Source organism: Pseudomonas sp. MF6394 (assembly GCF_002018845.1).
Lineage (GTDB): Bacteria > Pseudomonadota > Gammaproteobacteria > Pseudomonadales > Pseudomonadaceae > Aquipseudomonas > Aquipseudomonas lactis.
On sequence record NZ_MVOJ01000003.1, the window covers coordinates 103,074 to 118,759 of the forward strand.

Genomic DNA, 15,686 nt, shown 5'->3' on the forward strand with positions numbered 1-15,686 from the left:
AAAGCCGGCATTCTAACCGGCGTTGACCAAGTCCGCGTAACGGTCGCAGTCCTGGGTGTGGTCCATGACCATGCCCGAGGCCTGCATGAAGGCGTAGCAGATGGTCGGCCCGACGAAGGTGAAGCCGGCCTTTTTCAAGGCTTTGCTCATGGCTTCGGCTTCGGGCGTAATCGCCGGGACGTCGCTGCGATCCTTGAAGTGATTGACCTTGGGTTTGCCGCCGACAAACGACCACAGCAACCCCACCGGATCCTCCAGCGCCAGCCAGGCCGCGGCGTTGCGCCGGGTAGCGTTGAGCTTCAAGCGATTGCGCACGATGCCCGGGTCCTGCATCAGCACCTCGATTTCTTCATCGCTCAACTGCGCCAGACGCTGCGCGTCAAAGCCGAACAACACCTTTCGATAATGCTCGCGTTTGCGTAAAACGGTGATCCAGGACAGGCCCGCCTGGAACCCTTCGAGCAAAAGCAACTCGAACAAACCCTGCGCATCGCGCAGCGGCGTTCCCCACTCTTGATCGTGATAAGCCATGTACAGCGGATCTTCAGAACACCAAAAGCAGCGTGGCATAAGGCTCCAGGGAGTGGTGGCGGGGCCGAATCGGGTATACTCCCGCTCTTTAAATCGCAGCCCAAGTAACAGGTGAATTTCGTGAGCCAGCCTACGCCAGCCGTGCGTACCTTCCAAGACTTGATCCTCGCCCTCCAGCAATACTGGGCCGAGCAAGGTTGTGTGGTACTTCAGCCCTACGATATGGAAGTAGGCGCCGGCACTTTCCACACCGCTACATTCCTGCGGGCCATCGGCCCGGAAACCTGGAACGCCGCTTATGTGCAGCCCAGTCGCCGCCCGACTGACGGCCGCTACGGCGAAAACCCGAACCGTCTGCAGCACTACTACCAGTTCCAGGTGGTATTGAAGCCCAACCCGGACAACTTCCAGGAGCTGTACCTGGGCTCGCTGAAACATGTGGGCCTGGACCCACTGGTGCACGACATCCGTTTCGTCGAAGACAACTGGGAATCGCCAACCCTGGGCGCCTGGGGCCTGGGCTGGGAAGTCTGGCTCAATGGCATGGAAGTGACGCAGTTCACTTACTTCCAGCAAGCCGGCGGCATCGAGTGCTACCCGGTCACCGGCGAGATCACCTATGGCCTGGAACGCCTGGCCATGTACCTGCAAGGCGTGGACTCGGTCTACGACCTGGTATGGGCTGACGGCCCGTTCGGCAAGGTGACCTACGGCGATGTGTTCCACCAGAACGAAGTGGAGCAGTCCACCTACAACTTCGAACACGCCAACGTCGACAAGCTGTTCGAACTGTTCGACTTCTATGAAAGCGAAGCCAAGCGGCTGATCGAACTCGACCAGCCGCTGCCGTTGCCAAGCTATGAAATGGTGTTGAAGGCCTCCCATACCTTCAACCTGCTGGACGCGCGCCGTGCCATCTCGGTAACCGCACGCCAGCAATACATCCTGCGTGTACGCACTCTGGCGCGTTCCGTCGCCCAAGCCTACCTGCTGGCTCGCGCCAAGCTGGGCTTCCCGATGGCAACCCCGGACTTGCGTGATGAAGTGTTGGCTAAGCTGGAGGCTGCACAATGAGTGCTCAAGATTTCCTGGTTGAACTGGGCACCGAAGAGCTGCCACCCAAGGCCCTCAATACCCTGGCCGATGCATTCCTGGCCGGTATCGAAAAAGGCCTGCAGACTGCCGGCCTGAAGTTTGAAGCCAAAAAAGTCTACGCCGCGCCGCGCCGTCTGGCTGTGCTGCTGACCGCGCTGGAAACCCAGCAGCCGGACCGCAGCATCAACCTGGACGGCCCACCGCGTCAGGCGGCTTTCGATGCCGACGGCAACCCGACCCAGGCCGCCCTTGGCTTTGCCAAGAAGTGTGGCGTAGAGCTGAGCGAGATCGACCAAAGTGGCCCGAAACTGCGTTTCAGCCAGGTCATCACCGGCAAACCGACCGCCAGCCTGTTGCCGACCATCGTTGAAGATTCCCTGAACGACCTGCCTATCCCCAAGCGCATGCGCTGGGGTGCGCGCAAGGAAGAGTTCGTGCGCCCAACCCAATGGCTGGTGATGCTGCTCGGCGACCAGGTCATCGATTGCACCATCCTCGCCCAGAAGGCTGGTCGTGATTCCCGTGGTCACCGCTTCCATCATCCAGAAAGCGTGCGCATCACTTCGCCGGCCAACTACCTCAACGATCTGCGCGCCGCTTATGTGCTGGCCGACGCCAATGAGCGTCGCGAGCTGATCAGCAAGCGCACCGAAGAGCTGGCCCGTCTGCAGGAAGGCACTGCCATCGTGCCGCCAAGCCTGCTCGACGAAGTGACCGCCCTGGTGGAATGGCCGGTGCCGCTGGTGTGCTCGTTCGAAGAGCGTTTCCTCGACGTGCCGCAAGAAGCCTTGATCACCACCATGCAGGACAACCAGAAGTACTTCTGCCTGCTGGACGTGGACGGTAAGTTGTTGCCGCGTTTTATCACCGTGGCCAACATCGAAAGCAAAGACCCACAGCAGATCATCGCCGGTAACGAAAAAGTCGTGCGCCCGCGCCTGACCGACGCCGAGTTCTTCTTCAAGCAAGACAAGAAGCAGAAGCTGGAAGACTTCAACCTGCGCCTGCAAAACGTGGTGTTCCAGGAAAAACTCGGCAGCGTCTATGACAAAGCCGTGCGTGTTTCCAAGCTGGCGGCCTACATTGCCCCACGCATTGGCGGCGACGCAGCCTGGGCCGCCCGTGCCGGCTTGCTGTCCAAGTGCGACCTGGCCACCGAAATGGTCGGCGAGTTCCCAGAGATGCAAGGCGTGGCGGGTTACTACTACGCCCTCAACGACGGCGAGCCGGATGATGTCGCCCTGGCCCTGAACGAGCAGTACATGCCGCGCGGTGCCGGTGCAGAACTGCCGAGCACCCTGACCGGTGCGGCCGTGGCCATTGCCGACAAGCTGGACACCCTCGTGGGTATCTTCGGTATCGGCATGCTGCCTACCGGCAGCAAAGACCCGTATGCCCTGCGCCGTGCGGCCTTGGGCGTGCTGCGTATCCTGATCGACAAAAAGCTGGACCTCGACCTGACCCAGGCCGTGGTATTCGCCGTCGGCCAGTTCGGCACCAAGGTCAAGCAAGCCGGCCTGGCCGAGCAAGTGCTGGAGTTCGTGTTCGACCGCCTGCGTGCGCGTTACGAAGACGAAGGCGTGGACGTTTCCGTCTACCTGTCGGTACGTGCGCTGCAACCGGGCTCGGCGTTGGACTTCGACCAGCGTGTACAAGCCGTGCAAGCGTTCCGCAAGCTGCCGGAAGCCGATGCCCTGGCCGCCGTGAACAAGCGCGTGTCGAACCTGTTGAGCAAGGCCGACAACCTCGGCACTGCTGAAGTCGACCCGGGCCTGTTCGCCGATGCCAAGGAGTTCTCGCTGAACTCGGCCATCGCCAAGGCCGAGAATGCCGTGAAGCCGCTGATCGCCGAGCGTGACTACGCGCAAGCGTTGGCGCGCCTGGCGTCTTTGCGTGAGCCGGTGGATGCGTTCTTCGAAGCGGTGATGATCAATGCCGACGATGCTGGCGTGCGCAAAAACCGCTACGCCATGCTCGCGCGCCTGCGTGGCTTGTTCATCAATATCGCCGACATCTCCGTACTGGGCTGACCATGTTGAAACTGCTGATTCTCGATCGGGACGGGGTGATCAACTACGACTCCGACGCTTACATCAAGTCGGTGGAGGAGTGGATCCCACTGCCCGGTTCGATCGAGGCCATCGCGCAGTTGAGCAAAGCCGGCTGGACGGTGGCCATCGCCACCAACCAGTCCGGCATCGCCCGCGGTTACTACGACATCGCGACCCTGGAGGCCATGCACGCGCGTTTGCGCGCGTTAGTGGCCGAACAGGGCGGTGAGGTGGGGCTGGTGGTTTACTGCCCCCACGGGCCGGATGAGGGCTGCGATTGCCGCAAGCCCAAGCCTGGCATGTTGAAAATTATTTCAGAACATTACAAGGTGCCCTTGGCTGGGATATGGTTCGTCGGGGACAGCCTCGGTGACCTGGAGGCGGCCAAAGCCGTCGACTCTCAGCCAGTTTTGGTTAAAACCGGGAAAGGCGAAAAGACCCAGGCTAAAAACCTGCCGGTAGGCACCTTGATTTTTGACGATCTGGCGGCCGTTGCCGCAGAACTTATCAACAACTAGCCGCCCTCGACTTCCTGACCAAGGACTGTTCGGGAGTGCGCTTTTAACAGGCGGGCCGTGTCCCGCAACGGTAAATGCCGCCATGTCGATCTTGCAGGCCATCAGAACCTTTTTCTTTTACCTGCTGCTGGGCGCCAGTTCGTTTCTCTGGTGCACCCTGAGCTTTTTTATTGCACCGTTCCTGCCCTTCAAGGCGCGCTATCGCTTTATCAACGTCTACTGGTGCCGCTGCGCGTTGTGGCTGAGCAAGGTGTTCCTGAACATTCGTTTCGAGATCAAAGGCGCTGAAAACGTCCCTGATCAACCGTGCGTGATTCTCTCCAACCACCAGAGCACCTGGGAGACGTTCTTCCTCTCGGCGTACTTCTCGCCGTTGAGCCAGGTGCTCAAGCGCGAGTTGCTGTATGTGCCGTTCTTCGGCTGGGCCATGGCCATGTTGCGACCGATCGCCATCGACCGTGACAACCCCAAGGCTGCGCTCAAGCATGTCGCCAAGAAGGGCGATGAGTTGCTCAAGGACGGCGTCTGGGTGCTGATCTTCCCTGAGGGCACGCGGGTGCCCTACGGCACGGTGGGCAAGTTCTCACGCGGTGGTACCGCCTTGGCGGTCAACGCCAACCTGCCTGTGCTGCCAATTGCGCATAACGCCGGCAAGTTCTGGCCCAAGACTGGCTGGGCCAAACGCCCAGGCACTATCACCGTGGTGATCGGCGAACCGATGTACGCAGAAGGCGAAGGACCACGTGCCATCGCCGCCCTGAACGACCGCGCTGCGGCGTGGAATGAGGCGCAGCAACGGGCCATGGGCTCCCTGCCTCCGGAACCGGTGGTGGTGGAGACGCCTGCAGTTTGAGCATCTGTGGATAACCTGTGTACGCTTTGTTGGCGAATTGGCTTTTTTGCATCATAACAAGCTGATTTACTTACATATTTCTGAAGCTCATAAAATTCGGAAAAACGTGCATAAGTTTTTTCTTCATAAAAAAACCGGTCCTTGTGACCGGTTTTTTATGCACAGCAGAAAAGCCGCTTTTTCAGTCCTCCAATAACGGCAGCAGCAGGATAAACGTCGAGCCCTTGCCCAGCTCACTTTCACACACGATGCGACCACCGTGCCGCTCCAACACTGCTTTAACCATGGTCAGCCCCAGTCCAAGACCCTCACTGCCTTGAGCCGAATCGAAACGTCGGTATTGGTTAAACAACTCCGGCAGATCCTCAGGCGCAATCCCCGGTCCCTGGTCGCTTATCCTGCATTCCAACCAACCTTGCGCACTGCTATGCCTCAACCTGACGGTGGTACCGGATGGGGAGTATTTGATCGCGTTCTCCAGCACATTGAACAACGCCCGGGTGAGCAGCGATTGGTCGGCGTAGACCATGGCCTCGTCCGCCTCATCCAGGTCGTGAACCAAATGGATGCCCTTCAACTGCGCAATCACCGCCACTTGATCAAAGGCGTCCATCACCAGCATGGCAAACAGGGTGGGTTGGAACTGGTAACCGTCCGCTTCAGCCTTGGCCAATTGCACAAAGGATTCGGTCAGGCTCAAGGCCCGCCGTACCTGCTGTTCGATTTGGGAAAACACCGGGGACTCTCCGTTGTGCACGTCCAGCAGGGCAAGGATCGCTGAGTGCGGCGCACGCAGGTCGTGGGAAAGGAAACGCAGCATCGTCTCGCGGTGCTGCTGGGCTTCACGCTCCTTGCTCAGGTCCGTGAGGCTCAACAACCAGCCGAGGGCAAAATCACCTTCGGCAGGCAGCAAAGGAGCCAGTTCCATGCGCAAACTGCGTTGGTGGATATCGCGAAACTCGACCAGTTCCAGCGCCGACAGGGCAGGGCGTACACCATTGTGCAGCGGGGGATAACCTAGATCAGCAAGCTGTTCGACGAGGTTTTCACCGACCAGGTCATTGCCGAATACTTCACGGGCCACGCGGTTGGCCAACAGGATGCTGCCTTGGGGGTCGGTGATCAGGGTCGCTACCGGCAGGCACTCCAAGCCGTCCGCCATAAAGCGCCGCGTATCGCGGGTACGGCTGACGGCTTGTTCAAGGGCAAAAATCCGCCCTTGCAACACATCGCCCTTGCTGGCGGGCGCGCGACGACGCTCCGGAAGCACCTTGGGTTCGTTATCCAGGCGTGCCAGTTCCCAGCCAAAGTAGGCGAGGATTACGCTCAGGCGTCGCCAATTCCAGATCAGGTAACTCAGCAACAAACCGATCAGACACGCTGCGGGGCTCCACCAGTGGCCCAGGCGCAATAGAGCCCATGAGCCCAGCAACGCCGCGCCCATGCCTGCCAAGGTCATCCACAGGGCGTAGCGGGGGCGCACCAGCAGAAGGCCCAACAACAGGGCCACCAGGGACGTTGCCAGCAACGCCGCCAACCAGCCGGGCAGATCGACGATGCTGCGACCCTGCAATAAACCATTCAGTACTTCAGCCTGGATCTCAACCCCCGCAGTGGTGCCCACGGTGGAAGAGAGCGGCGTCACGAAACGATCGGCCATGCCATAGGCTGAGGCGCCGATCAGAATCAGGCGACCCCGCAACGACTCGGGAGGTACCTCGCCGCGTAATACGCTGACGTAGGACACACTGGGAAAATGGTCTGGTTCCGAAGTGAACGGCACACGAATCTCATGTTCCTGGTGCCAGTGCCCTCCAGTAGGCTCTTGCGGCAGGCCCGGCATCGTCTCGGCATGCTCGCTCATGGCGAATGCCAGCCACGCCAACTGAGGGAGTGTGCTTCCCGCAGGGCCCTCACGTAGATACACGCTACGCACCACACCGTCTTTATCCGCTTCGACGTTGATGTGCCCAACGCCCTTGGCGCACTTGAGCAGTGGCGACAACGGCGTTACCTGGGCCTTGGGGCTGACGCTGCTATCCCCGGCGATGGGCAGCAATACATTGCCGGCTTTGCATACGGCATCGGCCAGGCGCTGGTCGTCATTACTGTTGCCGCTCTCACTGAAGATCACATCAAACAAAATACCCGCCGGTTGGGCGGCGTTCAGGCGTTCAATCAGGTCGGCATGTACGCTACGCGGCCAAGGCCACGGGCCGAGTGCTTCCAGGCTCGGCGCATCGATGGTCACCAGAACGATGCGTGGGTCTACCGGTAAGGGCGTGAGGCGGCGCAGGCTGTCATAGAGCGGATTGTTAAGCGCCAGGCCAGCGCTCAAGGATAAGTAGGCGGTAAAGGGTAGGAGTACCAGACCGATCAGCAGCCATTCACGAACCAACCCATGGAACAAAAGCTGGGCCTGGGTAGGTTGGCGTTTCTCGGCTTTGCGCCATAGGTTCACAGGGCTACCGCCACGAGCGTGCCGAGGCATTGATGGTCATTAAGTAAAAGTGTCATAAGCCCAGGATCCCTCTCCATGGGGTTGCGATGAAGTGCATGCGGTGTTCTGAAACCAGTGAAGCTTATTTCGGTCTCATTGGAGGACTTCCCACGACCGCGCAATGAACGATACCGCACATTGGAGCAGGCATGAGGCACCGGCGAGGCGATCGGCACAGAGCCTTTTCCACACCAACAGGAGCCGGCATCTTCTTCGAAGATCGTAGTGAATTGAGTTTACGGCGCTTTCAGCGTATCGAGAGATCCAAGCACTGTAGAATCCGTCCATAATTATTCAGATTCAGAGGCCGGCATTTGTACAACATGTGCCCCCCATTCAAGCCCCCGTATTTTTGTAGGAAGGACCCCGCCTATGCGTGTCGCAATACTGGATGACGAACCCGCGGAGTTGCGACGGGTGGAACAGACACTGCGACAGATTCCCGGCCCGGCTGACCAGCCTTGGTCTCTGCATTTCTTTGAGCGCGGTGAAGACCTGCTGCGCCAGCTACGTCGGGAAACCTTTGACCTGCTGATCCTCGACTGGCAACTGCCGGACATCTCCGGGATAGCGTTATTGCGCTGGACTCGCGAGCACATGGAATCGCCCCCTGCCGTCATCATGCTCACCAGTCGCGATGCCGAGAGCGACATCGTGACGGCGTTGAATAGCGGGGCGGATGATTATGTCAGCAAGCCGTTTAGGCCCAACGAGCTCAAAGCTCGAGTCAGCGCCGTCCTGCGGCGCCACGGTTTGCAGAAGTCGGCTAGCCAGGAAGTGCAGAGCTTTAACGACCTGACATTCGACGATGCCGAACTGACCGTCACACGCGCAGGCAAACCCATCAACCTGACAGAACGGGAATACCGCCTGGCAAGTTGTCTATTTGCCAACCTGGCCCGGCCATTGTCTCGCGAGTACCTGTATGAGCGGTTCTGGAGCCACGAAGAAATGGTCTCGTCGCGGCCGTTGGACACCCACATCTACCGCCTGCGTAACAAGCTAGGGTTGACGGCGGATCGCGGCTGGCAGCTGTTGACGATCTACGGGTACGGGTATCGATTGGAGAGTGTGACACCCGCTGTGGAAAGTTAAATACGTCGATGTTCCACGTGGAGCATTTAAAAATGCGCGACTGCGAACCAACAAAAAAGGCCAACGCTAAGCGTTGGCCTTTTGTTTTTAGCAGATGTACCTGATCAGAAGTCCAGGTTAGACACCGCCAAAGCATTGCTCTCGATGAAGTCACGACGAGGCTCGACCGCATCACCCATCAGGGTGTTGAAGATCTGGTCTGCGCCAATGGCGTCTTCGATGGTCACGCGCAGCATGCGGCGCTGAGCAGGGTCCATGGTAGTTTCCCACAGCTGATCCGGGTTCATCTCGCCCAGACCTTTATAGCGCTGGATGGTATGACGCTTGGTGCTTTCCGCCATCAACCAGTCCAAGGCTTCTTTGAACTCCTTGACCTGCTTCTTGCGTTCGCCACGCTGGATGTAAGCACCGTCGTCCAGCAGGGTGCTCAGTTGCGCGCCGAGGGTGACTACGGTCTTGTAGTCGTTGCTGCCGAAGAAGTCGCGGTTGAAGGTGACGTAGTTCGACAGGCCATGGGAGATCAGTTCGACCTCTGGCAGCCATACGTTACGTTCGCGGTCTTCACGCAGGCTAGCTTTGTACACCAGGCCAGACTTCTCCACAGTACGCAGGCGCACTTCGTATTGGGCCAGCCAATCCTGCATGGCGGCGTGGTCGCCCAACTGCTCCAGGCTAACGGCCGGCAGGTAGATGAAGTGCTCGGTCAGCTCCTGTGGGTACAGGCGCGACAAACGCTTGAGCGTCTTCATAACCATGCGGAAGTCGTTGACCAGGCGCTCCAGCGACTCACCGGAGATGCCCGGCGCTTCGTCATTCAAGTGCAGGCTCGCATCTTCCAGGGCCGACTGCGTCATGTACTCTTCCATGGCGTCGTCGTCTTTGATGTATTGCTCTTGCTTGCCCTTTTTAACTTTGTACAACGGCGGCTGAGCGATGTAGATATAGCCACGCTCGATCAGCTCCGGCAACTGACGGAAGAAGAAGGTCAGCAGCAGGGTACGGATGTGCGAACCGTCGACGTCAGCATCGGTCATGATGATGATGTTGTGGTAGCGCAACTTGTCGATGTTGTACTCGTCGCGGCCAATACCGCAGCCCAATGCCGTGATCAAGGTGCCGACTTCCTGGGAGGAAATCATCTTGTCGAAGCGGGCCTTCTCAACGTTAAGGATCTTGCCCTTCAACGGCAGGATGGCCTGGGTGCGACGGTTACGACCCTGCTTGGCGGAACCGCCAGCAGAGTCACCTTCCACCAGGTACAGTTCGGAGAGGGCAGGGTCCTTCTCTTGGCAGTCAGCGAGTTTGCCTGGCAGGCCGGCGATATCCAGCGCGCCTTTACGGCGGGTCATCTCACGGGCCTTACGCGCGGCTTCACGGGCGCGGGCAGCATCGATCATCTTGCCGACGACCAGCTTGGCTTCGTTCGGGTTTTCCAACAGGAAGTCGGAGAAGTACTTACCCATTTCCTGTTCAACCGCAGTCTTCACTTCGGAAGACACCAGCTTGTCTTTGGTCTGGGAGCTGAACTTCGGATCCGGTACCTTGACCGAGATGATCGCCGTCAGGCCTTCACGGGCATCGTCACCGGTGGTGGCGACTTTATGCTTCTTCGCCAAGCCTTCCGCTTCGATGTAGGTGTTCAGGTTACGCGTCAGCGCGGAACGGAAACCTACCAGGTGGGTACCGCCATCGCGTTGTGGAATATTGTTGGTGAAGCACAACAGGTTCTCGTTGAAGCTGTCGTTCCACTGCAGGGCGATTTCCACGCCGATGCCGTCTTCACGCTGGATGTTGAAGTGGAACACCTGGTTGACCGCAGTCTTGTTGGTGTTCAGGTATTCAACGAACGCACGCAGGCCACCTTCGTACTTGAACAGCTCTTCCTTGCCGCTGCGCTCATCCTTGAGGACGATGCCGACACCGGAGTTAAGGAAAGACAGTTCACGAATCCGCTTGGCCAGGATGTCCCAGCTAAAGTGGATGTTCTTGAAGGTTTCTTCCGAGGGTTTGAAGTGGATCTGGGTACCGGTGGTCTCACTGTCGCCGACGATTTTCATCGGTTCCTGTGGTACGCCGTGGACGTAGGTCTGCTCCCAAATCTTGCCGCTACGGCGGACAGTGAGGATCAGCTCTTCGGACAGGGCGTTTACTACCGACACACCTACACCGTGCAAACCACCGGATACTTTATAGGAGTTGTCGTCGAATTTACCGCCAGCGTGGAGCACGGTCATGATGACCTCTGCCGCCGAAACGCCTTCTTCTTTGTGCACGTCTACCGGGATGCCACGACCGTTGTCACGAACGGTGATGGATTCATCCGGGTGGATGATAATGCTGATGTCGTCGCAGTGACCGGCCAGAGCTTCGTCGATGGAGTTATCGACCACCTCGAACACCATGTGGTGCAGACCGCTACCATCATCGGTGTCGCCAATGTACATACCGGGACGTTTGCGTACGGCATCCAAACCTTTCAGCACTTTAATGCTGGTCGAGTCGTACGTGTTTTCTTCGCTCATGCCTTCACTCCCGATGGTCGTGGGTCTGGGTGATACGGCCTTGTTCCACGTGGAACAAAGCGACTGGCGTTTCCGTCTGCCAGCCTTCCCTCAATAATTCGTGGTCTACACAGGTGATAAACACCTGGCAGCGTAAGTCTTCCAACAAGCGGCATAGCGAGCGGCGGTGTTGCTCGTCGAGCTCCGACGGCAAGTCATCCACCAAATAAATACACTGACCGCGTCGAGCCTGGCTAACCAAATGGCCCTGCGCGATACGCAACGCACAGACCACCAACTTTTGCTGGCCGCGGGACAAGATGTCCGCAGCATTGTGTGCACCTAATCTAAGGCGCAAATCAGCGCGTTGGGGTCCGGCCTGGGTGTGGCCGATTTGCTGATCCCGTTGCAAAGACGTTGCGAGCACTGCACTCAGCTCACGTTCTTTGTCCCAACCCCGGTAATAACTCAGCGTCAGCCCCTCGAGATCCAACAACTCGCTCAAGGTCTGCTCAAAGACTGGTTTCAAGGCTTTGATATAGGCACGGCGGTATTCATCTATTTCGTCGCTGGCCAGGCACAGTTCACGGTCCCAGGCTGCTTGCGAAGCGGCGTCAAGTGTACCATGCCGCAGCCATGAGTTCCGCTGCCGCAGGGCCTTCTGCAGGCGCTGCCAAGTGGCCATGAACCGTGGTTCCACGTGGAACACGCCCCAGTCGAGGAATTGCCGACGGATTTTCGGAGCACCTTCCAGCAATCGAAAGCTGTCGGGGTTGATCAACTGCAGCGGCAGGATCTCTGCCAGTTGCGCTGCACTGCGCGCATTTTGCCCGTCGATTCTGATCTGAAATTCCCCACCGCGATCACGCGATATCCCCAGGCTGCTATGACCGCCCTCAGCCAGTTCCACTTGGCCAAATACGGTGCAGGCCAATTGTTCGTACTGGATCACGGGTAACAGGCGCGCACTGCGGAAAGAACGCGCAAGCCCCAGCAGGTGGATGGCTTCCAGCACGCTGGTTTTGCCACTGCCGTTGGCGCCATGGAGGATGTTGATGCGGGGGGAAGGGGAGAAGGTCACCGGGTGCAGATTGCGCACCGCGGTGACCGAGACGCGACTAAGGGACATCTAGCTTCTGCTGAGCATGATTACAGGCGCATCGGCATGACAACGTAAGCCGAGTCGTCGTTGTCGGATTCTTGTACCAGGGCGCTGCTGTTGGAGTCCGACAGGATCAGACGAACCTGTTCGGTGGTCATCACCCCCAGCACGTCCAACAGGTAGCTCACGTTAAAGCCGATTTCAAGCGAAGCGCCGTTGTAGTCGACACCCACTTCTTCTTCCGCCTCTTCCTGTTCCGGGTTGTTGGCCTGGATTTTCAGTTGGCCGTTGGCCAGCTGCAGGCGAATACCACGGTACTTTTCGTTGGACAGAATCGCCGTACGGCTGAAGGCTTCACGCAGAGCCTGACGATCACCGACCACCAACTTGTCGCCACCTTTAGGCAACACACGCTCGTAGTCCGGGAACTTACCGTCTACCAACTTGGAGGTGAAGGTGAACTCGCCGGTGGTGGCGCGAATGTGGTGCTGGCCCAATACGATGCTGACGTTACCGTCCGGCTCCGTGAGCAAGCGCGCCAGTTCAAGGATACCTTTGCGTGGAACGATCACCTGGTGACGATCCGGCTGACCGATATCGGCACGCATCGAGCACATCGCCAGACGGTGACCGTCGGTGGCCACGGCGCGGATGATACCTTCCGAGACTTCCAGCAGCATACCGTTGAGGTAGTAACGCACGTCCTGCTGGGCCATGGCGAAACTGGTGCGCTCGATCAGGCGACGCAGCTTGCTTTGCTCCAGGCTGCACGTCAGCGAGCCCGGGCCTTCTTCCACGGTTGGGAAGTCATTGGCCGGCAAGGTCGACAGGGTGAAACGGCTGCGGCCAGCCTTGACCACCAGCTTTTGCTCATCCACCTTGATGTCGATCAGCGCATCGTTAGGCAGGCTTTTGCAGATATCCATCAGCTTGCGCGCCGGCACGGTGATCTCGCCAGGTTCGGCGGGCTCTTCGAGCTGGACGCGACCCACCAGTTCGACTTCCAGGTCGGTACCGGTCAAGGACAACTGTTGCCCCTCGACCACCAGTAATACGTTGGAAAGCACCGGCAAGGTCTGTCGGCGCTCGACGACGCCTGCGACCAGTTGCAGGGGTTTCAACAGGGCTTCGCGTTGAATGGTGAAATGCATGGTCTAGTCCCTTGCCTTAATAAGCTGCGCTGGTGTCATCACGTAGTCAGTGTACGCAGCAGGTTCTTGTAGTCCTCGCGAATATCCGCGTCGGATTCCTTAAGTTCATTGATCTTGCGGCATGCGTGCAAGACCGTGGTGTGGTCGCGCCCGCCAAACACATCACCGATTTCCGGCAGGCTGTGGTTGGTCAACTCCTTGGAGAGGGCCATGGCAACCTGACGTGGACGTGCGACCGAGCGCGAACGGCGCTTGGACAGCAGGTCGGAAATCTTGATCTTGTAGTATTCGGCCACGGTGCGCTGGATGTTATCCACACTCACCAGCTTGTCCTGCAAGGCCAACAAATCTTTCAAGGACTCGCGAATCAGCTCGATGGTGATATCGCGACCCATGAAGTGCGAGTGAGCGATGACCCGCTTGAGCGCGCCTTCCAGCTCACGCACGTTGGAACGGATGCGTTGGGCGATGAAGAACGCAGCATCGTGCGGCAGATCGACTTTAGCCTGGTCGGCCTTCTTCATCAGGATCGCAACGCGGGTTTCCAGCTCCGGTGGCTCGACTGCAACGGTCAGGCCCCAGCCGAAACGCGACTTCAGACGTTCTTCCAGGCCTTCAATTTCCTTCGGGTAACGGTCACTGGTCAAGATGACCTGCTGGCCACCTTCGAGCAGGGCGTTGAAGGTGTGGAAGAACTCTTCCTGGGAACGTTCCTTGCGGGCGAAGAACTGAATGTCATCGATCAACAATGCATCAACGGAGCGATAGAAACGCTTGAACTCGTTGATGGCGTTGAGCTGCAAGGCCTTGACCATGTCGGCCACGAAGCGCTCCGAATGCAGGTAAACCACCTTGGCATTCGGGTTCTTCTTTAATAGGTGGTTACCGACGGCGTGCATCAAGTGCGTCTTACCCAAGCCCACGCCGCCATAAAGGAAGAGCGGGTTGTAACCATGCTTGGGGTTATCGGCGACCTGCCAGGCGGCCGCTCGGGCCAGCTGGTTGGATTTACCTTCGACAAAGTTTTCGAAGGTAAACGTGCGGTTCAAGTAACTGGTGTGCTTGAGCGCGCCTTCTACCTGCACAGTGCGTTGCTCGGAGCGCACAGGCGCCTGCTGGGAACTGGCACCTGCCATCGGGTCGAAGCTGTCGCGGGACGGCTCCTCATTCTCCGGCGCATTTTTGCGCGACGACGGTTTGGACGGCGCAGCTGTCGGTGCAGGTGCTGCGGCGACAGGCGTCACTGCAGCTTGGGCTTGCGATGCGGCGGCCGCCAATGGCGCATTCGGCGCGGCGCGGGGAGCTGAGCTGCGCTTGCTGCCTATTAATAAGGAAAGAGCAGGCGCCAGACCGTTGCCATGTTCGTCGAGCAATTCGAGAACGCGGCCCAGGTACTTCTCGTTGACCCAGTCGAGGACAAAACGATTGGGCGCATAGACACGCAACTCGTCGCCTTCGGCTTCGACCTGTAGCGGACGGATCCAGGTGTTGAATTGCTGGGCAGGCAGCTCATCGCGCAAAAGCTCCACGCACTGCTGCCAAAGTTCCACTGACACGGATATCCCCTAAGTTGAAAGCCGGTGAGGCAAAAACAGCCGCCATTGTAGCGGCCAGCCGTCCACTTATCCACACGTAGGTTGCTCACAGGCCACCCAAAATCAATGCCTTAACCGCAAAAAATGCGACCAGCGGTCTGTGCATAAGCTCTGTGGATAAACCCACCTAAGCTCGTTGTACAAGTGGGGTCGAAAGTCTGTGGGTAACCAGCCTGTGGATAACTACCGGTTCCACACACAGCTTATCCGATAGCGCAGCACAGGCAGAGCACTGCTTCTCCCCCGTGTTGTCATTCTCTGTACAACACATAGAACAAGGGCTAAAGGCAGTTATCCACAGATGATCACGCCTCTAGCTTTTATAAGCTTTACAGAAAAGCTTTAAATAACTTCCTTCTTTATTTTTATATCTATGGCATGTCGGATGGAAGCCAAACGGGGAGAAGGGCGTCAGGACCCCGTGAACATCTAATTAAAGGAAAAGCTGGTTGGAAATTGACCTAGAGGCTTGCTTTCTCTAGAATCGCCGGTCTCTTAAAACGGGGGCCATTCCGGCCCGTTGTGGACGAACCAGGTAACAACGCCATGAAACGTACTTTCCAACCAAGCACCATCAAACGCGCCCGTACTCACGGCTTCCGTGCTCGCATGGCTACCAAGAACGGCCGTGCTGTCCTGTCGCGTCGCCGCGCCAAAGGTCGTGCGCGTCTGGCAGTTTGATAATCCGGTACTG

At 58.3% G+C, this 15,686-nt stretch carries 11 protein-coding genes and 1 pseudogene; 6 read left to right on the forward strand and 6 right to left on the reverse strand.

Features of this window, described 5'->3' with window-relative positions; genetic code table 11:
• Positions 1-12: 12 nt before the first annotated feature.
• Complete coding sequence (locus tag MF6394_RS05015; protein ID WP_003187266.1) at positions 13-570, reverse strand: DNA-3-methyladenine glycosylase I; 558 nt, start codon at positions 568-570, stop codon at positions 13-15.
• An 81-nt stretch (positions 571-651) separates the two neighbouring features.
• Here MF6394_RS05015 and glyQ point away from each other — a divergent pair, with 81 nt between their 5' ends.
• From glyQ to MF6394_RS05035, 4 genes and pseudogenes are all read left to right on the forward strand, one after another.
• Positions 652-1,605 (forward strand): glycine--tRNA ligase subunit alpha, encoded by a 954-nt coding sequence (gene glyQ / locus MF6394_RS05020; RefSeq protein ID WP_003187265.1) that lies wholly within the window; start codon positions 652-654, stop codon positions 1,603-1,605.
• Positions 1,602-3,656: a glycine--tRNA ligase subunit beta gene (gene glyS / locus MF6394_RS05025; protein WP_003187261.1), complete on the forward strand. Its 2,055-nt coding sequence runs from the start codon at positions 1,602-1,604 to the stop codon at positions 3,654-3,656. The genes glyQ and glyS overlap by 4 nt, the downstream gene beginning before the upstream one ends.
• Positions 3,629-4,177: pseudogene (gene gmhB, locus MF6394_RS05030) on the forward strand (D-glycero-beta-D-manno-heptose 1,7-bisphosphate 7-phosphatase); the annotation flags it as partial. The gene glyS and the pseudogene gmhB, both read left to right, overlap by 28 nt.
• Before the next feature lie 100 nt (positions 4,178-4,277).
• On the forward strand, positions 4,278-5,048 hold the full coding sequence (locus MF6394_RS05035) for a lysophospholipid acyltransferase family protein (protein ID WP_078466270.1): 771 nt from the start codon (positions 4,278-4,280) through the stop codon (positions 5,046-5,048).
• A gap of 181 nt (positions 5,049-5,229) precedes the next feature.
• Here the strand turns inward: MF6394_RS05035 and MF6394_RS05040 are convergent, their stop codons facing one another.
• The gene (locus MF6394_RS05040) at positions 5,230-7,509 is read right to left on the reverse strand and encodes a CHASE2 domain-containing protein (RefSeq protein WP_078466271.1); all 2,280 of its coding nucleotides are present in this window, start codon (positions 7,507-7,509) and stop codon (positions 5,230-5,232) included.
• A gap of 411 nt (positions 7,510-7,920) precedes the next feature.
• Here MF6394_RS05040 and MF6394_RS05045 point away from each other — a divergent pair, with 411 nt between their 5' ends.
• A complete protein-coding gene (locus MF6394_RS05045; protein ID WP_003187255.1) occupies positions 7,921-8,643 on the forward strand; it encodes a response regulator transcription factor in 723 nt (240 codons plus the stop codon).
• 104 nt (positions 8,644-8,747) lie between these two features.
• Here the strand turns inward: MF6394_RS05045 and gyrB are convergent, their stop codons facing one another.
• From gyrB to dnaA, 4 genes are read right to left on the reverse strand one after another with little or no spacing between them, the layout of a single operon-like run.
• Complete coding sequence (gyrB, locus tag MF6394_RS05050) at positions 8,748-11,165, reverse strand: DNA topoisomerase (ATP-hydrolyzing) subunit B (RefSeq protein ID WP_003187253.1); 2,418 nt, start codon at positions 11,163-11,165, stop codon at positions 8,748-8,750.
• 4 nt (positions 11,166-11,169) lie between these two features.
• Entirely contained in the window at positions 11,170-12,273 is a 1,104-nt protein-coding gene (gene recF, locus MF6394_RS05055; protein ID WP_003187251.1) for a DNA replication/repair protein RecF, read from the reverse strand.
• 20 nt (positions 12,274-12,293) lie between these two features.
• Positions 12,294-13,397 carry a DNA polymerase III subunit beta gene (dnaN, locus tag MF6394_RS05060; RefSeq protein ID WP_003187250.1) on the reverse strand — a complete coding sequence of 368 codons (1,104 nt, stop codon included), beginning with the start codon at positions 13,395-13,397 and terminating at the stop codon, positions 12,294-12,296.
• A 38-nt stretch (positions 13,398-13,435) separates the two neighbouring features.
• Positions 13,436-14,953 (reverse strand): chromosomal replication initiator protein DnaA, encoded by a 1,518-nt coding sequence (gene dnaA, locus MF6394_RS05065; RefSeq protein WP_044270145.1) that lies wholly within the window; start codon positions 14,951-14,953, stop codon positions 13,436-13,438.
• A gap of 585 nt (positions 14,954-15,538) precedes the next feature.
• Between dnaA and rpmH the strand changes: the two genes are divergently transcribed.
• Positions 15,539-15,673 (forward strand): 50S ribosomal protein L34, encoded by a 135-nt coding sequence (gene rpmH, locus MF6394_RS05070; protein ID WP_003213577.1) that lies wholly within the window; start codon positions 15,539-15,541, stop codon positions 15,671-15,673.
• Positions 15,674-15,686: the final 13 nt, after the last annotated feature.

Coding starts and splice junctions, on each gene's coding strand:
- rpmH (WP_003213577.1), top strand. CDS start 15,539: ATGAAACGTACTTTCCAACCAAGCACCATCAAACGCGCCCGTACTCAC.
- MF6394_RS05015 (WP_003187266.1), bottom strand. CDS start 570: ATGCCACGCTGCTTTTGGTGTTCTGAAGATCCGCTGTACATGGCTTAT.
- glyS (WP_003187261.1), top strand. CDS start 1,602: ATGAGTGCTCAAGATTTCCTGGTTGAACTGGGCACCGAAGAGCTGCCA.
- gyrB (WP_003187253.1), bottom strand. CDS start 11,165: ATGAGCGAAGAAAACACGTACGACTCGACCAGCATTAAAGTGCTGAAA.
- dnaN (WP_003187250.1), bottom strand. CDS start 13,397: ATGCATTTCACCATTCAACGCGAAGCCCTGTTGAAACCCCTGCAACTG.
- MF6394_RS05035 (WP_078466270.1), top strand. CDS start 4,278: ATGTCGATCTTGCAGGCCATCAGAACCTTTTTCTTTTACCTGCTGCTG.
- MF6394_RS05045 (WP_003187255.1), top strand. CDS start 7,921: ATGCGTGTCGCAATACTGGATGACGAACCCGCGGAGTTGCGACGGGTG.
- recF (WP_003187251.1), bottom strand. CDS start 12,273: ATGTCCCTTAGTCGCGTCTCGGTCACCGCGGTGCGCAATCTGCACCCG.